Annotated in this window: 22 protein-coding genes and 1 pseudogene; 13 read left to right on the top strand and 10 right to left on the bottom strand. The window is 62.0% G+C overall.

The window, feature by feature from the left end; translation table 11 throughout:
- Nucleotides 1-51: 51 nt before the first annotated feature.
- A complete protein-coding gene (locus ACEK02_RS17390) occupies nt 52-306 on the bottom strand; it encodes a DUF6489 family protein (RefSeq protein ID WP_371422831.1) in 255 nt (84 codons plus the stop codon).
- Between the two features lie 116 nt (nt 307-422).
- On the bottom strand, nt 423-1,676 hold the full coding sequence (locus ACEK02_RS17385; protein ID WP_371422830.1) for an FAD-dependent oxidoreductase: 1,254 nt from the start codon (nt 1,674-1,676) through the stop codon (nt 423-425).
- A gap of 253 nt (nt 1,677-1,929) precedes the next feature.
- On the opposite strand from ACEK02_RS17385, the gene ACEK02_RS17380 reads away from it, so the two are divergent.
- The 5 genes from ACEK02_RS17380 to ACEK02_RS17360 all read left to right on the top strand — a co-directional run bounded on the left by ACEK02_RS17380 (nt 1,930) and on the right by ACEK02_RS17360 (nt 7,679).
- Nucleotides 1,930-3,537 carry an ABC transporter substrate-binding protein gene (locus tag ACEK02_RS17380; RefSeq protein WP_371422829.1) on the top strand — a complete coding sequence of 536 codons (1,608 nt, stop codon included), beginning with the start codon at nt 1,930-1,932 and terminating at the stop codon, nt 3,535-3,537.
- A gap of 181 nt (nt 3,538-3,718) precedes the next feature.
- The gene (locus ACEK02_RS17375) at nt 3,719-4,699 is read left to right on the top strand and encodes an ABC transporter permease (RefSeq protein ID WP_371422828.1); all 981 of its coding nucleotides are present in this window, start codon (nt 3,719-3,721) and stop codon (nt 4,697-4,699) included.
- A 7-nt stretch (nt 4,700-4,706) separates the two neighbouring features.
- Nucleotides 4,707-5,654, top strand: coding sequence for an ABC transporter permease (locus tag ACEK02_RS17370; protein ID WP_371422827.1), 948 nt, complete (start codon nt 4,707-4,709; stop codon nt 5,652-5,654).
- A gap of 25 nt (nt 5,655-5,679) precedes the next feature.
- Nucleotides 5,680-6,669 (top strand): ABC transporter ATP-binding protein, encoded by a 990-nt coding sequence (locus ACEK02_RS17365; RefSeq protein ID WP_371422826.1) that lies wholly within the window; start codon nt 5,680-5,682, stop codon nt 6,667-6,669.
- Nucleotides 6,666-7,679: an ABC transporter ATP-binding protein gene (locus ACEK02_RS17360; protein WP_371422825.1), complete on the top strand. Its 1,014-nt coding sequence runs from the start codon at nt 6,666-6,668 to the stop codon at nt 7,677-7,679. The genes ACEK02_RS17365 and ACEK02_RS17360 overlap by 4 nt, the downstream gene beginning before the upstream one ends.
- Before the next feature lie 162 nt (nt 7,680-7,841).
- Here the strand turns inward: ACEK02_RS17360 and recA are convergent, their stop codons facing one another.
- Complete coding sequence (recA, locus tag ACEK02_RS17355) at nt 7,842-8,945, bottom strand: recombinase RecA (RefSeq protein WP_371422824.1); 1,104 nt, start codon at nt 8,943-8,945, stop codon at nt 7,842-7,844.
- A 405-nt stretch (nt 8,946-9,350) separates the two neighbouring features.
- Here recA and ACEK02_RS17350 point away from each other — a divergent pair, with 405 nt between their 5' ends.
- Nucleotides 9,351-9,575, top strand: a complete 225-nt coding sequence (locus ACEK02_RS17350; RefSeq protein WP_371422823.1) for a hypothetical protein — start codon at nt 9,351-9,353, stop codon at nt 9,573-9,575.
- 75 nt (nt 9,576-9,650) lie between these two features.
- Here ACEK02_RS17350 and ACEK02_RS17345 read toward each other — a convergent pair whose 3' ends face one another.
- Nucleotides 9,651-9,818 carry a hypothetical protein gene (locus tag ACEK02_RS17345; RefSeq protein WP_371422822.1) on the bottom strand — a complete coding sequence of 56 codons (168 nt, stop codon included), beginning with the start codon at nt 9,816-9,818 and terminating at the stop codon, nt 9,651-9,653.
- Nucleotides 9,819-10,122: 304 nt separating this feature from the next.
- Between ACEK02_RS17345 and ACEK02_RS17340 the strand changes: the two genes are divergently transcribed.
- Nucleotides 10,123-10,302: a hypothetical protein gene (locus ACEK02_RS17340; RefSeq protein WP_371422821.1), complete on the top strand. Its 180-nt coding sequence runs from the start codon at nt 10,123-10,125 to the stop codon at nt 10,300-10,302.
- Nucleotides 10,303-10,420: 118 nt separating this feature from the next.
- Here the strand turns inward: ACEK02_RS17340 and ACEK02_RS17335 are convergent, their stop codons facing one another.
- Nucleotides 10,421-10,573, bottom strand: a complete 153-nt coding sequence (locus tag ACEK02_RS17335; protein WP_371422820.1) for a hypothetical protein — start codon at nt 10,571-10,573, stop codon at nt 10,421-10,423.
- Between the two features lie 151 nt (nt 10,574-10,724).
- On the opposite strand from ACEK02_RS17335, the gene ACEK02_RS17330 reads away from it, so the two are divergent.
- From ACEK02_RS17330 to ACEK02_RS17320, 3 genes are all read left to right on the top strand, one after another.
- Complete coding sequence (locus tag ACEK02_RS17330) at nt 10,725-11,093, top strand: hypothetical protein (RefSeq protein WP_371422819.1); 369 nt, start codon at nt 10,725-10,727, stop codon at nt 11,091-11,093.
- 534 nt (nt 11,094-11,627) lie between these two features.
- Entirely contained in the window at nt 11,628-11,819 is a 192-nt protein-coding gene (locus ACEK02_RS17325) for a hypothetical protein (protein WP_371422818.1), read from the top strand.
- A gap of 454 nt (nt 11,820-12,273) precedes the next feature.
- On the top strand, nt 12,274-12,420 hold the full coding sequence (locus ACEK02_RS17320; RefSeq protein ID WP_371422817.1) for a hypothetical protein: 147 nt from the start codon (nt 12,274-12,276) through the stop codon (nt 12,418-12,420).
- A gap of 146 nt (nt 12,421-12,566) precedes the next feature.
- On the opposite strand, the gene ACEK02_RS17315 is transcribed toward ACEK02_RS17320, so the two are convergent.
- A complete protein-coding gene (locus ACEK02_RS17315; protein WP_371422816.1) occupies nt 12,567-13,004 on the bottom strand; it encodes an acyl-CoA thioesterase in 438 nt (145 codons plus the stop codon).
- A 438-nt stretch (nt 13,005-13,442) separates the two neighbouring features.
- Between ACEK02_RS17315 and ACEK02_RS17310 the strand changes: the two genes are divergently transcribed.
- The gene (locus tag ACEK02_RS17310; RefSeq protein WP_371422815.1) at nt 13,443-13,652 is read left to right on the top strand and encodes a hypothetical protein; all 210 of its coding nucleotides are present in this window, start codon (nt 13,443-13,445) and stop codon (nt 13,650-13,652) included.
- A gap of 159 nt (nt 13,653-13,811) precedes the next feature.
- On the opposite strand, the gene ACEK02_RS17305 is transcribed toward ACEK02_RS17310, so the two are convergent.
- Both ACEK02_RS17305 and ACEK02_RS17300 read right to left on the bottom strand, forming a co-directional pair.
- Nucleotides 13,812-14,093: a hypothetical protein gene (locus tag ACEK02_RS17305; protein ID WP_371422814.1), complete on the bottom strand. Its 282-nt coding sequence runs from the start codon at nt 14,091-14,093 to the stop codon at nt 13,812-13,814.
- Between the two features lie 154 nt (nt 14,094-14,247).
- Nucleotides 14,248-14,538 (bottom strand): HdeA/HdeB family chaperone, encoded by a 291-nt coding sequence (locus ACEK02_RS17300; RefSeq protein ID WP_371422813.1) that lies wholly within the window; start codon nt 14,536-14,538, stop codon nt 14,248-14,250.
- 233 nt (nt 14,539-14,771) lie between these two features.
- Here ACEK02_RS17300 and ACEK02_RS17295 point away from each other — a divergent pair, with 233 nt between their 5' ends.
- Nucleotides 14,772-15,011, top strand: a complete 240-nt coding sequence (locus ACEK02_RS17295; RefSeq protein ID WP_371422812.1) for a PilZ domain-containing protein — start codon at nt 14,772-14,774, stop codon at nt 15,009-15,011.
- Nucleotides 15,012-15,020: 9 nt separating this feature from the next.
- Here the strand turns inward: ACEK02_RS17295 and ACEK02_RS17290 are convergent, their stop codons facing one another.
- Both ACEK02_RS17290 and ACEK02_RS17285 read right to left on the bottom strand, forming a co-directional pair.
- Nucleotides 15,021-16,418, bottom strand: coding sequence for a caspase domain-containing protein (locus tag ACEK02_RS17290; RefSeq protein WP_371422811.1), 1,398 nt, complete (start codon nt 16,416-16,418; stop codon nt 15,021-15,023).
- A gap of 174 nt (nt 16,419-16,592) precedes the next feature.
- On the bottom strand, nt 16,593-16,829 hold the full coding sequence (locus ACEK02_RS17285) for a hypothetical protein (protein ID WP_371422874.1): 237 nt from the start codon (nt 16,827-16,829) through the stop codon (nt 16,593-16,595).
- A 370-nt stretch (nt 16,830-17,199) separates the two neighbouring features.
- On the opposite strand from ACEK02_RS17285, the pseudogene ACEK02_RS17280 reads away from it, so the two are divergent.
- Nucleotides 17,200-17,565 (top strand): annotated as a pseudogene (locus ACEK02_RS17280) (GNAT family N-acetyltransferase); the annotation flags it as partial.

Raw genomic sequence — 17,565 nt, 5'->3', positions numbered from 1 at the left:
GTAGAAGGTGATGGGTTTCGCTTCGCTCCACCCATCCTAGGACATCTCCGTTTACTTCTTGTCCTTCGGACGCGCAGCGCCGAGACCAGCCATGTTGGCGAACATCTCCTGAAAACGCTCGCCCATCTTCGGGTCGAATGAGAACCAGCTCTGCATGATCGACTCCGGCGAGAACTTGTCGATGTTCTCCATCATCTTCTTCTGCATCTGATCCATCATCGCCGACTGCATCGGCTGCACATCAGGCAGCCCCAGGAATTCGCGCGCCTCGAGCGGCGTGCAGTCCACGGTGACGATCACTTTCATTCTCAACTCCCCAGGCAAAGCCGCCGCTCTCGCGAAGATGGCGACGCAGCGGCAGTATCGCCGCTGACGCCTGCCCGATGCAAGCGATGTGACATCCACATTGCAGTTGCGAGATGTCAGCCGAAGCGTTCGACCGCAAAGGCTTTGGGATCGGTGAACGGCGTGACGCCCGTCACCATGTCCGCGATCAGACGCCCGGTCACCGGCCCCAGCGTGAAACCGTGATGCTGGTGGCCGAAGTCGAACCACAGGCCTTTGTGGCGTGGTGCGTGACCGATCACCGGCAGCATGTCCGGCAGACAGGGACGCGCGCCCATCCAGGGTGTGGCCTCGACGGGATCGCCAAGCGGGAAGGTCTGGCGCGCCCCCCGGAGCGTCCGTTCGATCTGCACCGGGGTCGGCGGTGCATCGCGGAGCGCGAACTCGGCCCCCGTCGTCAGGCGGATGCCGCGATTCATCGGCGCCAGCAGATAGCCGCGATCGGCATCAAGCACGGGATGACGCAGCACCGCATTGCCTGACGGCTTGAGATGAATGTGGTAGCCGCGCTTGCTCTTGAGCGGGATGTTGTAGCCGAGCGGCCGAAACACGTGATCCGACCATGGCCCCATCGCGAGCACGACATCCCGCGCAACCAGCGCGCCGTTCGGCCCGGCGACGCGCCAGTTGCGGTCGACCTGCTCCAGTGTCCGCGCGTCGGCCGCGATGAAGCGACCGCCCTTGCGAATGAACAGCGAGGCATAGGCCTTGGCGAGCCCGCCGGGGTCGGGAACGAAGCCGGGCGAGGTCCAGTGGACGCCGCCGGCAAAATCCGTGGACAGGTTCGGCTCCCGCCCGGCGATGGCGGCGGCATCCAGGATATCGCCCGGCACGCCATAGGCGCGATGGCGTTCGAGATCTGCAATACCTTTCGCAAGGGTCGCCTCGGAGCGGAACAGGTTGATCCATCCCATCCGGCGCAGCAGTTCGGGCACGCCGGCCTCGGCGATCAGCGCCTCATGCTCGGTCAGACTGCGCTGGATCAAGGGCAGCGCTGCCATTGCGCTGCGGAGCGATCCCTCCGGCGACGAGTTCAGGAAATATCTGGTGATCCACGGCAGCATGCCGGGCAGCGCATTGAGATGATAATGCACCTCCGGCGCGCGGTTCAGCGCAAATCTAAAGAGCTTGCCGAGATCGCGCGGCAGCATGTGGAGAAAAACCGAACAGCACTGGATCAGCCCGGCATTGCCATAGCTGGTCTCCTCGCCGGCCTTCTCATGCCGATCGACCAACACCACATTGCGACCGCGCGCCTGCAGATGCAGCGCTGCCGACACACCGACCATGCCTGCGCCGAGCACAAGCACATCAGCCTTGAGTTCCGCCATTCCTGCTCCGAAAACTTGCCGTTCTGGCGGTCCTGTTAGCGCTTTGTCGTGACCGAATGATGCACGCGCGCGATGCGTGGAATTGCCTATGCCCAATCCAAGCAAGGATCGCGCCAGCCGCCTCATTGTGCAGCGCATAGCTGACAAATGCCGCTTGCACGACGTGCAATCTCTGCCAACAATGTGACGGTCGCTCAACTGTCGGGCGGCCGCGTGGTGATGCAATCGCGGTCATGCAATGGAGAAGCTCAGTATGTCGATCCGCCAGACCTTGATTGCCGCCGCTGCATCGCTGATTGCCCTCGCTGCACTCCCTGCCTCCACACTGCCCGCCTCCGCGCAAACGCTGCGCTATGCCAATCAGGGCGATCTGAAATCGCTCGATCCCTATACGCTGCGCGAGACCACGACGATCGCCCATCACGGCCAGGTCTATGAAGGCCTGGTCGGGCGCGGCAAGGATCTGCAGATCATCCCTGCGCTTGCCGAAAGCTGGGAAACACCGGAGCCGACGCGCTGGCGCTTCCACCTGCGCAAGGGTGTCAAATTCCATAATGGCGACCCCTTCACCGCCGATGACGTCGTGTTCTCCGCTGACCGCGTGCGCGCCAAGGGCTCCGACTTCACGACAGTCATTCCGGCCGATGCCAAAGTGCTCAAGATCGACGACTACACCGTCGATTTCGTGCTGATCAAGCCGAACCCGATCCTGACGTCGCAATGGGACGTCTGGTACATCATGGACAAGAAATGGGCGGAGGCGAACAATGCTCTCGCGCCCACGCCGGCCGCGGCGACCTCGCCGAGCTTCGCATCGCTGAATGCGAACGGCACGGGCCCCTTCACCATCGAGAGCCACCAGCCGGGCGTAAAGACAGTCTTCAAGGTCAACCCGAACTGGTGGGGCAAGCCCGAGCATAATCTCAAGGAGATCATCTTCACGCCAATCGCGTCCGATGCGACCCGCGTCGCGGCGCTGCTGTCCGGCGAGGTCGATATTATCGAGCCGGTGCCGGTGCAGGACATCGCCCGCGTCAACGGATCAGCCAACGCCGCCGTCATGGCCGGGCCGGAGCTGCGCACCATCTTCCTCGGCATGGACCAGATCCGCGACGAGCTGTTGTTCTCCAACATCAAGGGCAAGAACCCGTTCAAGGACATCCGCGTCCGCGAGGCCTTCTACAAGGCCATCGACATCGAACTGATCAAGACACGGGTCATGCGCGGCCTGTCGACGCCGTCGGCGCTGATGATCGCACCGCCGCTGTTCAAGCTCTCCGCTGACTTCACGCGGCCGAAATACGACGCCGACGGGGCCAAGAAATTGATGGCAGAGGCCGGCTATCCGGACGGCTTCGAAGTCGGCATGGATTGCCCGAATGATCGCTACGTCAATGACGCCGCGATCTGTCAGGCGGTGGTCGGCATGCTCGCGCGCATCGGCGTCAAGGTCACGCTGAACGCGCAGCCGAAGGCGCTGTATTTTGCCAAGGTCTTCAAAACCGGCGGCTTCAACACCTCGTTCTATCTGCTCGGCTGGACGCCCGGCACGCAGGATTCACACAATGTGATGTTCGACATCATGGGCTGCCGCGACGATCCGAACAGCCCGCGCGGCGCCACCAATCTCGGTGGCTATTGCAACAAGCAGTTCGACGCCCTCACCGATCAGGTGCTGCAGGAGACCGATACCGCGAAGCGCGACCAGCTCATCAAACAGGCCTATGAGATCGCCGCCAAGGACTGGGCCTATATCCCGCTGCATCAGCAGGCGCTGGCCTGGGGCGTCTCCAAGAAGGTGAAGATCGTGCAGCGCCCGGACAATCAGGTGCTGCCATACTGGGCGGTGAAGTCGGAATAGGTCTGGCATCCGCGTGGAAGGCCAGGTCGCCCCGATCTCAGTCCTCATCCTGAGGAGCGGCGCCTTTGCCGCGTCTCGAAGGATGGTGGCCTGCATCATCTCATGGTTCGGGACGGCGCTGGAGAAGCGCCTCCTCACCATGAGGTCCCAGATGTTTCAATAACAGAAAGCGAAATAGCCCATGCTCGCTTTCATCCTGCGCCGCGCCCTGCAGTCCATTGGTGTGATGATTGCCGTCGGCATCATCGCCTTCACCATGTTCCGCTTCGCCGGCGATCCGGTCAACCAGATGGTGGCGATGGACACCACGCCAGCGCAGCGCGCCGAGGTGCGCGCGTCACTCGGCCTCGACGATCCCGTCCCGGTGCAATTCGCGCGCTACTTCATCAACGCCGTCCAGTTCAAGTTCGGGGTCTCCTACCAGTTTCGCCAGCCGGTGTCGGCGCTGCTGAAGGAACGCATGCCGGCAACGCTGGAGCTCGCGACCTGCGCCACCGTGATCGCCCTGGTGTTCGGCATCCTGATGGGGATCTATTCGGCGCTGCGGAAGGATTCGTTTTTCGCCAAGGTGCTGCAGGCGGTGTCGCTGATCGGCATCTCGCTGCCGACCTTCCTCATTGGCATTCTCCTGATCTATCTGTTCGCGGTCACTTTGGGATGGCTGCCATCCTTCGGGCGCGGCGATGTCGTCAAGTTCGGCTGGTGGACCACCGGCCTGCTGACGATCTCCGGCCTGAAGGCGCTGATCATGCCGTCGATCACGCTCGGCCTGTTCCAGATGACGCTGATCATGCGCCTCGTCCGCGCCGAGATGCTGGAAGTGCTGCGCACCGACTATATCCGCTTCGCGCGCGCCCGCGGCCTGACCACCCGCGCGATCCATTTCGGCCATGCGCTCAAGAACACGCTGGTGCCGGTCATCACCGTCGCCGGCCTGCAATTCGGCTCGGTCATCGCCTTCGCCATCATCACCGAGACCGTATTCCAGTGGCCCGGCATGGGGCTGCTGTTCGTGCAGGCGGTGCAGAATGTCGATATCCCGATCATGGCCGCCTATCTGCTGGTGGTGTCGCTGATCTTCGTCACTATCAACCTCATCGTCGACATCCTCTACACCGTGGTCGACCCGCGCCTGCGCGCGACCGTCAACCGGCCGGCATGAGGGCGTCATGACAGACATCACAACATCACCCCGCGCCTTCCCGCTCCGCTGGCTTGCCGCCATCGCCGACAGCGACATCTTCTATTCGTTCCGCCGCTCCAAACTCACAATGGTCGCGGCTACAATCGTGTTCGTGCTGTTGATGATGGCGTTGTTCGCTCCCGTCCTCGTGGTGCAGAATCCGTTCGATCCGGCGCAGCTCGAACTGATCAACTCCCGCATCGCGCCGCTCTGGACGGCGGAGGGGCAGAAACCGTTCCTGCTCGGCACCGACGAACAGGGGCGCGATATCTATTCCGCAATCCTCTACGGCATGCGGATCTCGCTGGTGGTCGGCGTACTCGGCGTCAGTTTTGCGGCGGTACTCGGCATCGGGCTCGGCCTGATCGCCGGCTATGTCGGCGGCGCGGTGGACAGCCTGATCATGCGCATCGCCGATGTGCAGCTCACGTTTCCGGCGATCCTCATCGCGCTCTTGATCGACGGCGTGGTGAAGTCCGCACTGGGCAATCACCTGGATGCATCGACCACGCTGATCGTGCTGGTGGTCGCTATCGGGCTGAGCTTCTGGGTGCAATATGCCCGCACCGTGCGCGGCTCGGTGATGGTGGAGAAGAACAAGGACTATGTTGCGGCGGCGCAGCTGATCGGCCTGCCCGCGCGGGTGATCATGATCCGCCATGTGCTGCCCAACACCATGGGCCCGATCCTGGTGATCGCTACCATTAATCTCGCGCTCGCCATCATCACCGAGGCGACGCTCTCGTTTCTCGGCTCCGGCATGCCTGACACCATGCCGTCATTGGGCACGCTGATCCGCATCGGCAACAACTATCTGTTCTCCGGCGAATGGTGGGTTATCGCCTTCCCCGGTCTCGCGCTGGCCTCGCTGATCCTGTCGATCAACCTGCTCGGCGACTGGCTGCGCGACGCGCTGAACCCGAAGCTGCAATGATATGTCGCATCCGACAGTGCCCGATATGAGCGTGCCCGTCCTCTCTGTACGCAACCTGCGCGTCGAATTCGCCGGACGGCGCGGTGTGCTGCGCGCCATCGATGGCGTGTCGTTCGATATCGCCAGGGGCGAGGTGCTGGGCGTGGTCGGCGAATCCGGCGCCGGCAAATCGGTGACGGGACTTGCAGCCATCGGACTGATTGATCCGCCCGGGCGCATCTCGGGTGGCGAGATCCTGCTGTCCGGACTGCGCATCGACAATCTGCCGGCGGAGCAGATGCGCCGGATTCGCGGCAAGCGCATCGCCATGATCTTTCAGGATCCGCTGACCAGCCTCAATCCGTTGTATCGGATCGGCGACCAGCTGGTGGAGACCATCCGCACCCATCTCAATCTGTCGGAGACGCAGGCGCGCCGGCGCGCAGTGGACCTGCTGGCCGAAGTCGGCATTCCCGCGCCGGAGAAGCGCGTCGATGCCTATCCGCATGAGTTCTCGGGTGGCATGCGGCAGCGCGTGGTGATCGCGCTGGCGATTGCGGCCGAGCCCGAACTGATTATCGCAGACGAGCCGACCACCGCGCTCGATGTCTCCGTGCAGGCGCAGATCATCGCGCTGATCAAGCGGCTCGGCCGCGACCACGGCACGGCGGTGATGCTGGTGACCCACGACATGGGCGTGATCGCCGAGACGTCCGACCGCGTCGCCGTGATGTATTCCGGGCGCATCGCCGAGATCGGACCTGTGCGCGATGTCGTACAAAACCCGCTGCATCCCTATGCCAAGGGCTTGATGGGCGCGATCCCGACGCTGACCGGTGATGCGTCGCAGCGGCTGGTGCAGATTCCGGGAAGCATGCCGCGCCTCTCGGCCATCCCGCCAGGCTGCGCCTTCAATCCGCGCTGCAGTTTTGCGTTCGACCGCTGTCGGGTGGAGCGGCCGGAGCCGATCAGCGTGGGCACGCAGCAGGTGGCCTGTCATCTCTACGATCATGCCCATGCGGAGAGCGCGGCATGACGGCGCTGGTACAGGCACGCAATCTCAAACGGGCCTTCGATGTCTCGAAGCCCTGGCTCAACCGCCTCATCGAGCGCAGCCCGATGGAGTTTCTCAAAGCGGTCGATGGCGTGTCATTCGAGATCAGGCGCGGCGAGACCTTTGCGTTGGTCGGCGAATCCGGCTCCGGCAAGAGCACGGTGGCGCGTATGGTGGTCGGGCTGCTGCCGCCGACCTCGGGCGAGGTCATCATCGACGGCGTCTCGATGAGCGATCCCAGGCAGGCCAGCGCGCGCAAACTGCTGCGCAAGCGGATCCAGATGATCTTCCAGGATCCCTATGCCAGCCTCAATCCGCGGCTGCGGGTCGATGCCATCATTGCCGAACCGATCCGCGCCTTCGATCTCATTCAGGGCGAGCACGACATTCGCGCCCGCGTCGGCGAACTACTGACGCTGGTGGGATTACATCCCGACGACGGGCAGAAATATCCGCATCAGTTCTCCGGGGGCCAGCGCCAGCGCATCGCGATTGCCCGCGCGCTCGCCTCGGAGGCCGAGTTCATCGTCTGCGACGAGCCGACCTCGGCGCTGGATGTGTCAGTGCAGGCGCAGATTCTCAACCTGATGCGCGAGCTGCAGGACAAATTCGGCCTGACCTATCTGTTCATCAGCCACAACCTTGCCGTGGTCAGGCACATGGCTGATAGGATTGGGGTCATGTATCTCGGCCGCATCGTGGAGATTGCGGAAGGGCGCGAACTCTTCCGCGCGCCGCGGATGCCCTATACGCGCATGCTGCTGGGCGCAGTGCCTGATCTTGCAATGTCAGGCCGTGCGCGCATTGCGGTCTCCGGCGAGATTCCCAATCCGATCGATCCGCCCTCCGGCTGCACGTTTCATCCGCGCTGCCCGGAAGTGTTCGATCTCTGCCGGAAGGTCGTGCCGGACCTGGTCGACGGCGTCGCCTGTCATGCAGTCAATAAACTGATCGCGCCGCCAAGCGAGGCTGCTCCCGCCCCGCGGCGATAGCTGCAGTCAGAGCGCACTAAAATCACAGCGTCCTGCAAACGACGACGCGGCAGGCACCGCAGGGCATCGGCAACAGACCCCCTCAGCACCCACCGCGAAATCATTCAGCCGAAAATGTCGGCTGCAAGATCGGTCCGGCAAGATCCACCGAACCCGATCCGATTAATCTTCTGCCGGCTCCTCGCCGTCGCCGCCGTCTTCGTCACGCTCGACGGGACCGGCGAGAATCTGCTCGGCGATCAGGCCGGAATTCTGCCGGATCGAGGCTTCGATCTTGGCGGTCATGTCCGGATTGGCCTTCAGGAAGGCCTTGGAATTCTCGCGCCCCTGGCCGAGACGCTGGCTGTCATAGGAGAACCAGGCACCGGACTTCTCGACAATGCCGGCCTTGACGCCGAGATCGAGGATTTCGCCCATCTTGGAGACGCCTTCGCCATACATGATGTCGAATTCGACCTGCTTGAAGGGCGGCGCCAGCTTGTTCTTCACGACCTTGACGCGGGTGGAGTTGCCAACCACTTCGTCGCGTTCCTTGATCGCACCGATGCGGCGGATGTCGAGACGCACCGAGGCGTAGAATTTCAGCGCATTGCCGCCGGTGGTGGTTTCCGGCGAGCCGTACATCACACCGATCTTCATGCGGATCTGGTTGATGAAGATCACCATGGTGTTGGACTTGTTGATCGAGGCGGTCAGCTTGCGCAGCGCCTGGCTCATCAAGCGCGCCTGCAGGCCGGGCAGCGCGTCGCCCATTTCGCCTTCCAGTTCGGCACGCGGCACCAGCGCGGCCACCGAGTCCACCACCAGCACATCAACCGCGCCGGAGCGCACCAGCGTGTCGCAGATTTCCAGCGCCTGCTCGCCGGGGTCCGGCTGCGAGATCAGAAGGTCATCGATATTCACGCCGAGCTTGCGGGCATAGACCGGATCGAGCGCGTGTTCGGCGTCGATGAAGGCGCAGATGCCGCCCTTCTTCTGGGCTTCGGCCACCGTGTGCAGCGCCAGCGTGGTCTTGCCCGAGGATTCCGGCCCGTAGATTTCGACCACCCGGCCGCGCGGCAGGCCGCCGACGCCGAGGGCGATGTCCAGTCCCAGCGAGCCCGACGAGATCGTCTCGATATCCATCGAGCGATCGTTCTTGCCGAGCTTCATCACCGAGCCCTTGCCGAACTGGCGCTCGATCTGGGAGAGCGCGGCCGACAGGGCCTTGGTCTTGTCCATGGAGGATCCTTCAACGATACGCAGGGCAGTCGGAGTGGTAGCCATTGATCTAGCTCCTTATGAAGGGATTCGCGACAGGGACAAACGGCAAGCGCCAAAGGATGGCAGCGCTGTTCGGGGTGAAATCAATGTACCCCATTCGTTCTATGTTCGCAATATGTTCTTTTGAGAATTTGGGTACTGGCCTGTTTCCGGCCGCCGCCCTCGGTGGGCGGCCTCATTCATTTCGGGGGATCGATAACCATCCGGGAATGGAAGCATCAAGTTGCTGCACCGCAGCTAGATGCCCAACCTCATCAGTCAGTCTCTGCAACAACTTGTTCTTAAAATCCCCCGACCGGGATAACGAGGCGTAAGGTGCTTCAGTTCTTCCCAAACTCCGGAGCTATATTGCCCGCCGTACCCGACAGGTAGACTGTCTCACGAACTAGAACTTGCCGAAGTCGCGCCATGACCTTCTCTGCAATCCTGGCCAGAATTAGGAAACTCATTCTTGTAGATGAGTCTGAACACTATGCGGCCATCGAGCGTGGCTTTCGGGACGGCTCGTTGCATCAGCCCGTCAACCCGATGTCAGACGCTGAGCTGGCGGAGGCCATAGCCGAGTTCACGAACAAGCAACCTTCGGCCGGAAGTATCAAAGCCCTTGGCGGGCGCTTCAATCCAAAGAAGTAAGGCCGTTTCAGCGACCTCTTTCATTCTCGGCATCGTGCCGGCTTCCTGCTCCAAGAGATGGACGAGAGAACTGCGCTATTTCTTCGCTTTCCCTCTCTTCCTTATGGCCTTCAGCGCATCGGCCTGCGCGCGGAACGCGTCAGCCAGATTCCGCATCCGCTCAGCATGCTCGGTGTCTTCCGAGCGACGAGCTGCGGCCTCGGCTTTCTCGGCCTGCTTCCTCAGCGACTTCGTTGGTTTCATGCCGATATTATGCCGCGGCGCCTGAGGTTGTTCCGCCGCTCCCGGGACCAGGCATCGGTTCAGGCACATGGAAGCGGCATGGCTCGCGTTTGGCCCAGGCAGAGGACGGCTAGAGGACTGGCTCGACGGCGAGGCCTCGCCGGAGACGGCATCGCCCGGCTCCGGTCATGCGGAAAAGTAATCGAGCGCTTCCTGATGAAAAAGCCCGCTCTCACCGGAGGGCTTTTTTGCTGCGCGCCTCGGAACCAACGAACCGCCTGCCGCTTGAGTCCCAATTCCGTAAGCCCGCATGGGGAGGCATAAAATGGAAGATAGTCAGACCTGCCGTGCCAAGGAAAGTCTATGCCGTCAGCGAGCTTCGTTCTTCCCTGAGGAAAGCTGGAAACATTTAGCTGAAGCAGAGATGTGGCAGCATAAGGCAATGAAGCTGATTGCCGAGCGTCACGCCGATTGCAATCAGCCCGTCGACAAAGCGGCCGCCTAGAGCGAGCAGCTTTTCGATGCAGCTGCCGGTCCCCAATCGCCCGGTGCCACGGCATGGCCTGAAGGTGATCCGGTGTGGGTCATGCAGGATGAACGATCCCGAGGCAGCGCTGTCGAAATCAGAAGAACCCGGCGCTCAGGTCGAGCCCGTAGGTCATGGCCAGGAGCGAGACGAACAGACCCGCCGCTGCGAACCAAACGAGATGGAGCAAAGGCGAGAATGGCCTCGCAGGTGCGAATCCTGCCGATGATTGTTTCAGTGCCAATGGCATGGTGACCTCTCCTTGCTGGCCCCAGCTTGGGTGCGACGAACCGTCGCAGAGGTTCAAAGACGAACAAAATTTTGAGGGCGCCCCTTGACCGGCCCATGGGGAGATCCACATCGAGAAACGCCTTTAAACGAAAGGAGTTAGGAGGCGCCCCATGACAATATCCGCCGTGTCGATGAATGACATCCACGCAAATTTTCTCCTTGCCGGCACCTTCATGCACCCGCGGGAGGTTCGCGCGACCCCCTTCTTAAACACCATGCAAAAGCGATGTGTTCTTGCGGCCTGGGCGTCAGACGCCTTTGCTGTCGAAGGGAAGCCCTGGCTACGACAGATCCCCGGCTCCAACGAGACCGTCAGGATCGGCGATATTCTCGCCGCTCTCAGATCGCTTGATCAGGACGACACTCACCCACCGCCGAAGATGTCGCAAATGCGATTGCCGGGATCGCCCATACGCGTGCGGGCCGTAGGTCAAACCGCTGGGGAAGACAGGCGCCGTTTGGCGGACATCCCCCCGTAAGGGCGAATGCATTAATCACAAAAGCCGCCCGAGCATTGCGCCGACGATCCGCCACCGTTCCGGTCGATGCCTGCCGTTTGGGCCCTGCTGTTTTTGGTCGGTGCCTTCTTCCGAGTTGCCCCGTACCTCTCTCTGGAAAAAACCAAAGGCCGGCCTGATGGGCGGCCTCTTTCATTTCGGCGATCTTGATCTTTCAGGCCGACGGATCGCATCGAACCCAACACGCTGTTCGTTTAAGATCTTCGCGAGAGGATCTGGCCTCGTGATCGTTTGAAGGGATGGCGTCGACCTGGGCCGGCCCTCGGCAAGCTTAGCGCGCTCTGCATTGGCCTCGCGCGAACCGTGCTCGTCAACAAAGCCTATCCTCGGTTCATCGAGCAGCTTTGACTGCCATGATTTTGTTTTCGTCATCCGGCCATCTTAGCGGATGGCGGGCGATCTTTGTTAGTCCTCAGATTGAATTTATTGGGCTGTTGACGGGTTATTTGTGCCGCCCCAGATTCGGTATGTATCAGGGAAAACCGGGAGGCCGCGATGGACCTTCTAGTGTTGGCGCTGTTTGTGGCGACGATGTTTGTCGTTGGCCATCTTGCGCATGCGCGGGGCTTCAACCGAAAGCACTGGTTGTGGATTGCCGCTGCTATTGGGCCAGTTGCAATTCCGGCAATCTATCTGGCCGACGCAATAACTTACTTGAGGAAAACGATCGCTGGCCTGAAGGCCTAAAGACGAAAATCAAAGGAACCAGCAGCGGGGTTGCCCCTTGAAACAAGGCAACACACAAAAGCCGGCGCAGTAGCGCGCCGGCTTTACCGATAGTCGCTTCGCGCTTCAGTTTGACGATCGGCGGCGCTGCCGAATTAAGAGCGTAGTTGATGCCGAAGCGGCCGCCGTAACCGGTCGGACCATGAGTGACGGCACCCTGGATAGTCGTAGCCGGTCAGCGCCGCCGGTGGCATTGGCCCAGAGCCATGCATGGTGGGCCGCTCCACCATTATCGCAGGCGGGATTTCAGCGCGGGATCGGCTTGATGACGGAGCGCAAGGGATGGACGCGCCTGCCATTCATGTTAGAACGCTTCTAAATAGGAAGTGCAACGTTGAAACCGAAGAAGACCGCCGCTGAGCTCCAGAAAATCATTCGGGAGGCTTCCCGCGACGTCGGGCCATGGCCCAAAAACATGACCCTCATCATCTATGCGTTGGACGATAGCTGGCGGATCATCGTCAGCTATTCCGATGCGTCGCAGACGCCCTTTCGTGACCGGCTGATGGAGCTCAGCCTTCGCCTCACCGAGTTCTACGATCTGGACGAAGGCACAGCTTAACACCCGGAGTCCCCGGCAAGCGCCCGGCACAACGGCCTGTTCGCCCCATGCTTGAAGAGCAAATTCTTCGCTTCCACTCTCTCGCAATAGCCAGAGATTCAGCCGCGGTTTTGGTGCCGGGAATCGGCCCCCGGCGTCGATCCGATTTACCCCGCGAGATGCGGTTCGCGCGTGGCGATCAGGTCGCGGATCGTTTGCGCGATCGGTACCGGGCGATGGCTCGCCTGATCGGTATTGACCCAGACGATCTCGCCGGTCGCAAACAGATGGTCGCCTGCACGCGGGAAGATTCCGAGTTCGAACACCAGACTTGAGTTGCCGATCCGCGCAACGCGTGCGGCGACGTCCAGCTCCTGATCGAACAGGATCGGCGCCTTGTATTCGATCACCGATTTGACGACGTGAAAGTCGACGCCGCTCGCCTTGGCATCGGCGAACTGGTCATAGCCGAGTGCGCGAAAATATTCGGTGATGGTCGTGTCGAAGTAAGTGAGATAGTGCGCGTTGAAGACGACGCCCTGGCCGTCGATCTCGGAATAGCGTACCCGAAATGGATGGAAGAACCTGAACCGGTCGCGCGACATGTGCCCCCTCGCTTGTTTGCGGCGGCTTCGGTTCTCCGCCCTGACGCTCCCCTAGCCTCTCTCATACAGAAAGAACAGCCGCAGGGAGACGTCACGCCGCAACTCAGGTTTGCCTGATCGCTTTCACCACAATGAAAATGTGCGACGCGGCGATGATCGCCGACGCCAGCATCTCAGCCAGTCATACGGCAACGATCATATGGCGCCCGATACCATGGCGGCATTCGACGACACGTCTTCAATGACACCCGAGATACACCACGGCGCCGAAGGCGGATCCCTGCACGGGACCGGCTGCGTCAAAAACCCGTTTATTTGCCGCAAATTTTGCACATTTCTATCGACGCGCGGAACAAGTTGGTTTAGCGGTACCATCGTCTTGCAGCAACCTCAGGTGCTGCAGGCCATTTATGCGCGCGCCAGCTGTGGTCGTTTCCCGTGCCTCGATTTTTCTTTCACATTATCGCCGACAACACGTTCCTCGACGATGAAGGGACGAGCTTCGATAACGATCAGGAAGCGATGCTGCACGCGCGTGAGCTCGCACGGGAGATGATGCGCAGCATGGGCGTCGTGAAGGGCGCAATCGTCATCGAGAACGAAGACAGCGGCGGATTGTTCGAAGTGCCGCTGTCCTGGAGCAACTGACACAGGCGAATATGTCAGTGGCAGCGCGCAAGTTTCAGTCAATTTGCGCGCCGGGCGGTTTGTAGCCAAGCGGCCGGACGAGCCTACCGGACTGTTGTTCCAGCAGTGCCCGTAGCGCGACCGCCGGCACGAGCCGCCGATACCACGGTTACCGCCTGATCAATTCGCGGCGTTGCCGGTCTTGGTGCGCGGCTGTTTTGCGGGCGCAGCAGCTTTCGGCGCATCGCTACGCACATTGCCCCATGGATCGGCCGCGGCCTTGGTGTCAGGAATCTTGCGCAGCGACTCGCGATACGCCTTCTCGGTGATCGCGTCCTGCTCCTTTTCCTCCGCCGACTTGGTCTTCACCTCCGGCATCAGGTTCATCATCTGCGCGGCGGCGGGGCCGGTCAGAAGTGCGAGCGCTGCGACGACGCTGAATAGTTTGCGGGACAGTTTCATGGCACCAAAGCTCCGTGAATTTCGGAGGCGTTATATCACCGGCCTTTCGAGCCCGCCAAGCACCTGGCGCAGGGCACCCCGTCGTGCCTCACGCGGGTCGAAACCTTCGGAAACCGAGAAGCTGGAAAACCGGGCTGGCCCGGACCGCAGCCGCCTAATTGCCCAGCACCTTCTCCGCGGCCGTCACGATGCTGATGGTCGGGTGCGCCGCGCAATAGGTGCCGAATTTCTTGGCGTTCTCGACGAACACCTCGGTGTCGATGATCGCGTCATCCGAGTCGCCCTTGTACCAGCCGTCCATCCAAGTCAGCACCATCTTGATCTCGTCGGGGCCCGACTCGACAAATTGCTTGCAGGACATGGTGGACAGATCGAGCACGACAGCCTGGGCCGGCGCGGCAGAGAGTATGGCAGCCACAGTCAATAACGCGCAGGCGATTTTCATGATCATCCCTCCCGAACCACGACGCCGGCGACCGACTCGTCCGGGCGTTTATGGCCGGACGGTATCATGAAGCCCATTTCTTTAATCTGGCATTTTTATGAAATATTCTCACCCTCCCCTGTCAGATATTGATGAAGGGTGAACAGGCGGGTCCACATCTCCGGGATCGGCTTCATCGGCCGGCAAGATCGCAATGCTAGACATAGCGCAGGCAGACGATGTGGACGACGACCATGACCGAGAAACGAGCGGCTCCACGACACCGGGTTCTCAAGCGAGGCACGCTGGCCTTTGGCGGAGGCGGTATCGATTGCACCGTCCGCAATCTCTCGGCCTCCGGCGCGCGTGTCGATATCGCAAGCCCGCTCGGCCTGCCGCAGAATTTCACGCTGGTGATCGAGGCGGATCAGTTCATCCGCCGCTGCCGTCCAGTGTGGAACACGGAGCGCCAGCTCGGTGTGGTGTTCGAGTAAACGCGCCGGTCAGTAGCGCCCGCGGCCGCCATAGTTGCCGCCGCCGTAACCACCATAGCCTCCGCGGCCGTAATAGATGCGCGGCACCGGTTCATAATAGACCGGCGGCGGTGCACGGCGAATGATGACCTCTTCCTCAACGATCTCGCGGCCGCGCCGCGGTGGTGGCGATGCGGCGCGCTTCTTCGCAGGCTCGGTAGTTTTCTCGGCTTTCTTCGAAGCAGGCGCTGCTGCGGGCGGCGTGCCGCACGGGCATGTCGGGCCCGGTCCGGCCAGTGCGACATTGGTCGGCGTATTCGCTGCGGCAACCGGCACCGGTTTGTTGCGCGTGCGCTCCTCGAGCTTCTGCGCGGTCGCTGTCAGATCGCTGTCGGGATATTTCGCCAGGAAGTCACGATAAGACGGCGCGGTGTTGGTGATGACGGCGTTGTGCCACGCCACCATCTTGTAGTGACGGTCGAGCCATTCCTTCGCCTGCGGGCCGAGCGGCGGCTCCGCATAGAGGCCGGCAAAGGCCTCATAGGCTTCCACCGACCCATCTGAGACGATCAGGTTGTTGGCGTCCTGCACCGGCTTGCCCTGCAGCTCCTTGCGCCACTGATCGACGGTCTTCCTGGTAACCTCCGGCTTGGCGCCGGCATCGGTGCCAAAGAAGCGGAAGTCATTGACCAGCGACGAGCTTTCCCACGGCGTCTGCCGCCCTTCGGTGGCCTGATTGACCGACAGTCGCACGCGCTTGAACGCATCCTCGATCGACAGGCCCGGTTCGCGCCCCGCCTTCAGCAGCGCCGTCGTATAGGGGCTGTTGCCGCCCTGGCCGTCTTCGGCTTCGGCGCCCGGCGATGTGGAGAATGACAGCAGGGTGCCGGGCGTACCGAATTTCACGTCGATCTGAGCGAGCCCGCGGCCGGTGGTCTTGCTGATGGCCGGAAACGGATTGTTGCGGCAGGCATCGAGCAGGATGATGCGGCTCTTGCTCGGCACAGATGTCAGCGTGTTCAGGATATCGTTGAGGCGCACCGCCTGCAGCGGAATATCGGCCTCGCGCTTCGGGTCGATATCGACCGGGACGAGGTAATTCTCGCCGTCGATCTGCAGGCCGTGGCCGGCATAGAACACCAGTGCGACGGTGTCCGGCCCCTTGGCGGAGACATTCGCTGCGAAGTCAGCGATCCTGGCCCGCAGATCGTTCTGCGACAGGTCCGTCGCCGACTGCACCTCGAAGCCCGCATCGCCGAGCATCTGCGCCATTGCCTTGGCGTCATTGACGGGATTGGGCAGCGGCGCGACGGCGCGGTAGGAGGATTGCCCGATCACCAGCGCCAGACGGCTCTCTGCCCAGGCGCTCGGGGAGCCGAGCATTACAGCGGCTGCAACAATCGCGTTGCGAATGACAGGACGAACCATCGAACAGTCTCCCCGGTCCGGGCCGGCTCGCGCGACGGATAATTCCCCGCCTGATCCAACGGAAGTCAGGATGGCCGCGCGCCAACAAAGCGACGGCCTGTCGCTGCCCAATTTGGTCGCTGTCAACGCAAGCGCGGTTCATGGAAACCGCGCGCGGCATGTGCTGTTCGACGACTACTTTTTCTTCGCCGCCGTGGCGGGCGCGGGAGCCGGCGCAACGCCGCCCCATGGATCATATTTTTCCTTGGGAGTGGGAACGCGCTCCAGAGCGGCCTTGTAGGCCTTCTCGTCGATCTTCGGCTTTTCGGGCGCGGGCGCATGATCGGCGCCGCCGCGCTTGCCGCCCATTTGCGCTGTCGCTGGCGCAGCCAGAAGCGCCAGTGCCCCGATTGCCAATACCAATGCTCTCATCATGGGTCCCTCCGGCGCCTTGATAGCCTGACGTAGAGGCCATTTTCCAGCCCCAACATGGCGAGGCCGCGACCATCGACCGCAGGTCCGCCCATCCCCGGAAACGCGCGAATACTCCGCCCCCGCCACCCCAGCCGGCCCATATCCGCTGAAAACACAGGCTTTTCAGCGACCGTTTGGTGAACGATCGGTTGCACATTTCCGTCTAATTTCGCGTGCGGAAAAACCGGATCTTGGAATGTTTCTCCTAGTCTCCGCAGACAGCAATGGAGAAGCGGCCTGCGCCGCCTTCCTTGCGACGGGGATCGGGGACGTGGTCGACATTGCAAACCCAGCCGGCATGCATGGCAGCAGAGCGAGGGGCGACGGGATGACCGCGGCGAGCCGCCCAGCGCCCGATGCACTTGCGCCGCTCGCGGCGATCGCGCCCGAACCATGGCGCGCGCTTGCTCGGCAGGCCATTGAGCCGAACGGCTACTATCTCGCCGACTGGGAACGCGCCGTGAATGCATCCGCGCGCGGCCGCACCGATGTCGCCGCGCTCAGCGCCTGGATGCGCGATGCCGGAACGCCGCGCTTGATCGGATTGCTGCCGGTGATCACCGCGCGCCGCGCCTATCGCCTTCCGCTCCCCGTCCTGGTGAGTGCCGACCCCTATGGCACGCTCTCGACACCGCTGCTCGACCGCGACATGGCACCGGATGCCGTCACGCGCCTGCTGGAGCAGGCTCGCAAG

The organism is Tardiphaga sp., assembly GCF_041424195.1.
Taxonomy (GTDB): domain Bacteria; phylum Pseudomonadota; class Alphaproteobacteria; order Rhizobiales; family Xanthobacteraceae; genus Tardiphaga.
Note: the sequence above shows the minus strand (reverse complement) of the source record. Positions and strands in the feature narration are given on the sequence as shown.

Coding starts and splice junctions, on each gene's coding strand:
- ACEK02_RS17390 (WP_371422831.1), bottom strand. CDS start 306: ATGAAAGTGATCGTCACCGTGGACTGCACGCCGCTCGAGGCGCGCGAA.
- ACEK02_RS17385 (WP_371422830.1), bottom strand. CDS start 1,676: ATGGCGGAACTCAAGGCTGATGTGCTTGTGCTCGGCGCAGGCATGGTC.
- ACEK02_RS17380 (WP_371422829.1), top strand. CDS start 1,930: ATGTCGATCCGCCAGACCTTGATTGCCGCCGCTGCATCGCTGATTGCC.
- ACEK02_RS17375 (WP_371422828.1), top strand. CDS start 3,719: ATGCTCGCTTTCATCCTGCGCCGCGCCCTGCAGTCCATTGGTGTGATG.
- ACEK02_RS17370 (WP_371422827.1), top strand. CDS start 4,707: ATGACAGACATCACAACATCACCCCGCGCCTTCCCGCTCCGCTGGCTT.
- ACEK02_RS17365 (WP_371422826.1), top strand. CDS start 5,680: ATGAGCGTGCCCGTCCTCTCTGTACGCAACCTGCGCGTCGAATTCGCC.
- ACEK02_RS17360 (WP_371422825.1), top strand. CDS start 6,666: ATGACGGCGCTGGTACAGGCACGCAATCTCAAACGGGCCTTCGATGTC.
- recA (WP_371422824.1), bottom strand. CDS start 8,945: ATGGCTACCACTCCGACTGCCCTGCGTATCGTTGAAGGATCCTCCATG.
- ACEK02_RS17350 (WP_371422823.1), top strand. CDS start 9,351: ATGACCTTCTCTGCAATCCTGGCCAGAATTAGGAAACTCATTCTTGTA.
- ACEK02_RS17345 (WP_371422822.1), bottom strand. CDS start 9,818: ATGAAACCAACGAAGTCGCTGAGGAAGCAGGCCGAGAAAGCCGAGGCC.
- ACEK02_RS17340 (WP_371422821.1), top strand. CDS start 10,123: ATGGAAGATAGTCAGACCTGCCGTGCCAAGGAAAGTCTATGCCGTCAG.
- ACEK02_RS17335 (WP_371422820.1), bottom strand. CDS start 10,573: ATGCCATTGGCACTGAAACAATCATCGGCAGGATTCGCACCTGCGAGG.
- ACEK02_RS17330 (WP_371422819.1), top strand. CDS start 10,725: ATGACAATATCCGCCGTGTCGATGAATGACATCCACGCAAATTTTCTC.
- ACEK02_RS17325 (WP_371422818.1), top strand. CDS start 11,628: ATGGACCTTCTAGTGTTGGCGCTGTTTGTGGCGACGATGTTTGTCGTT.
- ACEK02_RS17320 (WP_371422817.1), top strand. CDS start 12,274: ATGACCCTCATCATCTATGCGTTGGACGATAGCTGGCGGATCATCGTC.
- ACEK02_RS17315 (WP_371422816.1), bottom strand. CDS start 13,004: ATGTCGCGCGACCGGTTCAGGTTCTTCCATCCATTTCGGGTACGCTAT.
- ACEK02_RS17305 (WP_371422814.1), bottom strand. CDS start 14,093: ATGAAACTGTCCCGCAAACTATTCAGCGTCGTCGCAGCGCTCGCACTT.
- ACEK02_RS17300 (WP_371422813.1), bottom strand. CDS start 14,538: ATGAAAATCGCCTGCGCGTTATTGACTGTGGCTGCCATACTCTCTGCC.
- ACEK02_RS17295 (WP_371422812.1), top strand. CDS start 14,772: ATGACCGAGAAACGAGCGGCTCCACGACACCGGGTTCTCAAGCGAGGC.
- ACEK02_RS17290 (WP_371422811.1), bottom strand. CDS start 16,418: ATGGTTCGTCCTGTCATTCGCAACGCGATTGTTGCAGCCGCTGTAATG.
- ACEK02_RS17285 (WP_371422874.1), bottom strand. CDS start 16,829: ATGAGAGCATTGGTATTGGCAATCGGGGCACTGGCGCTTCTGGCTGCG.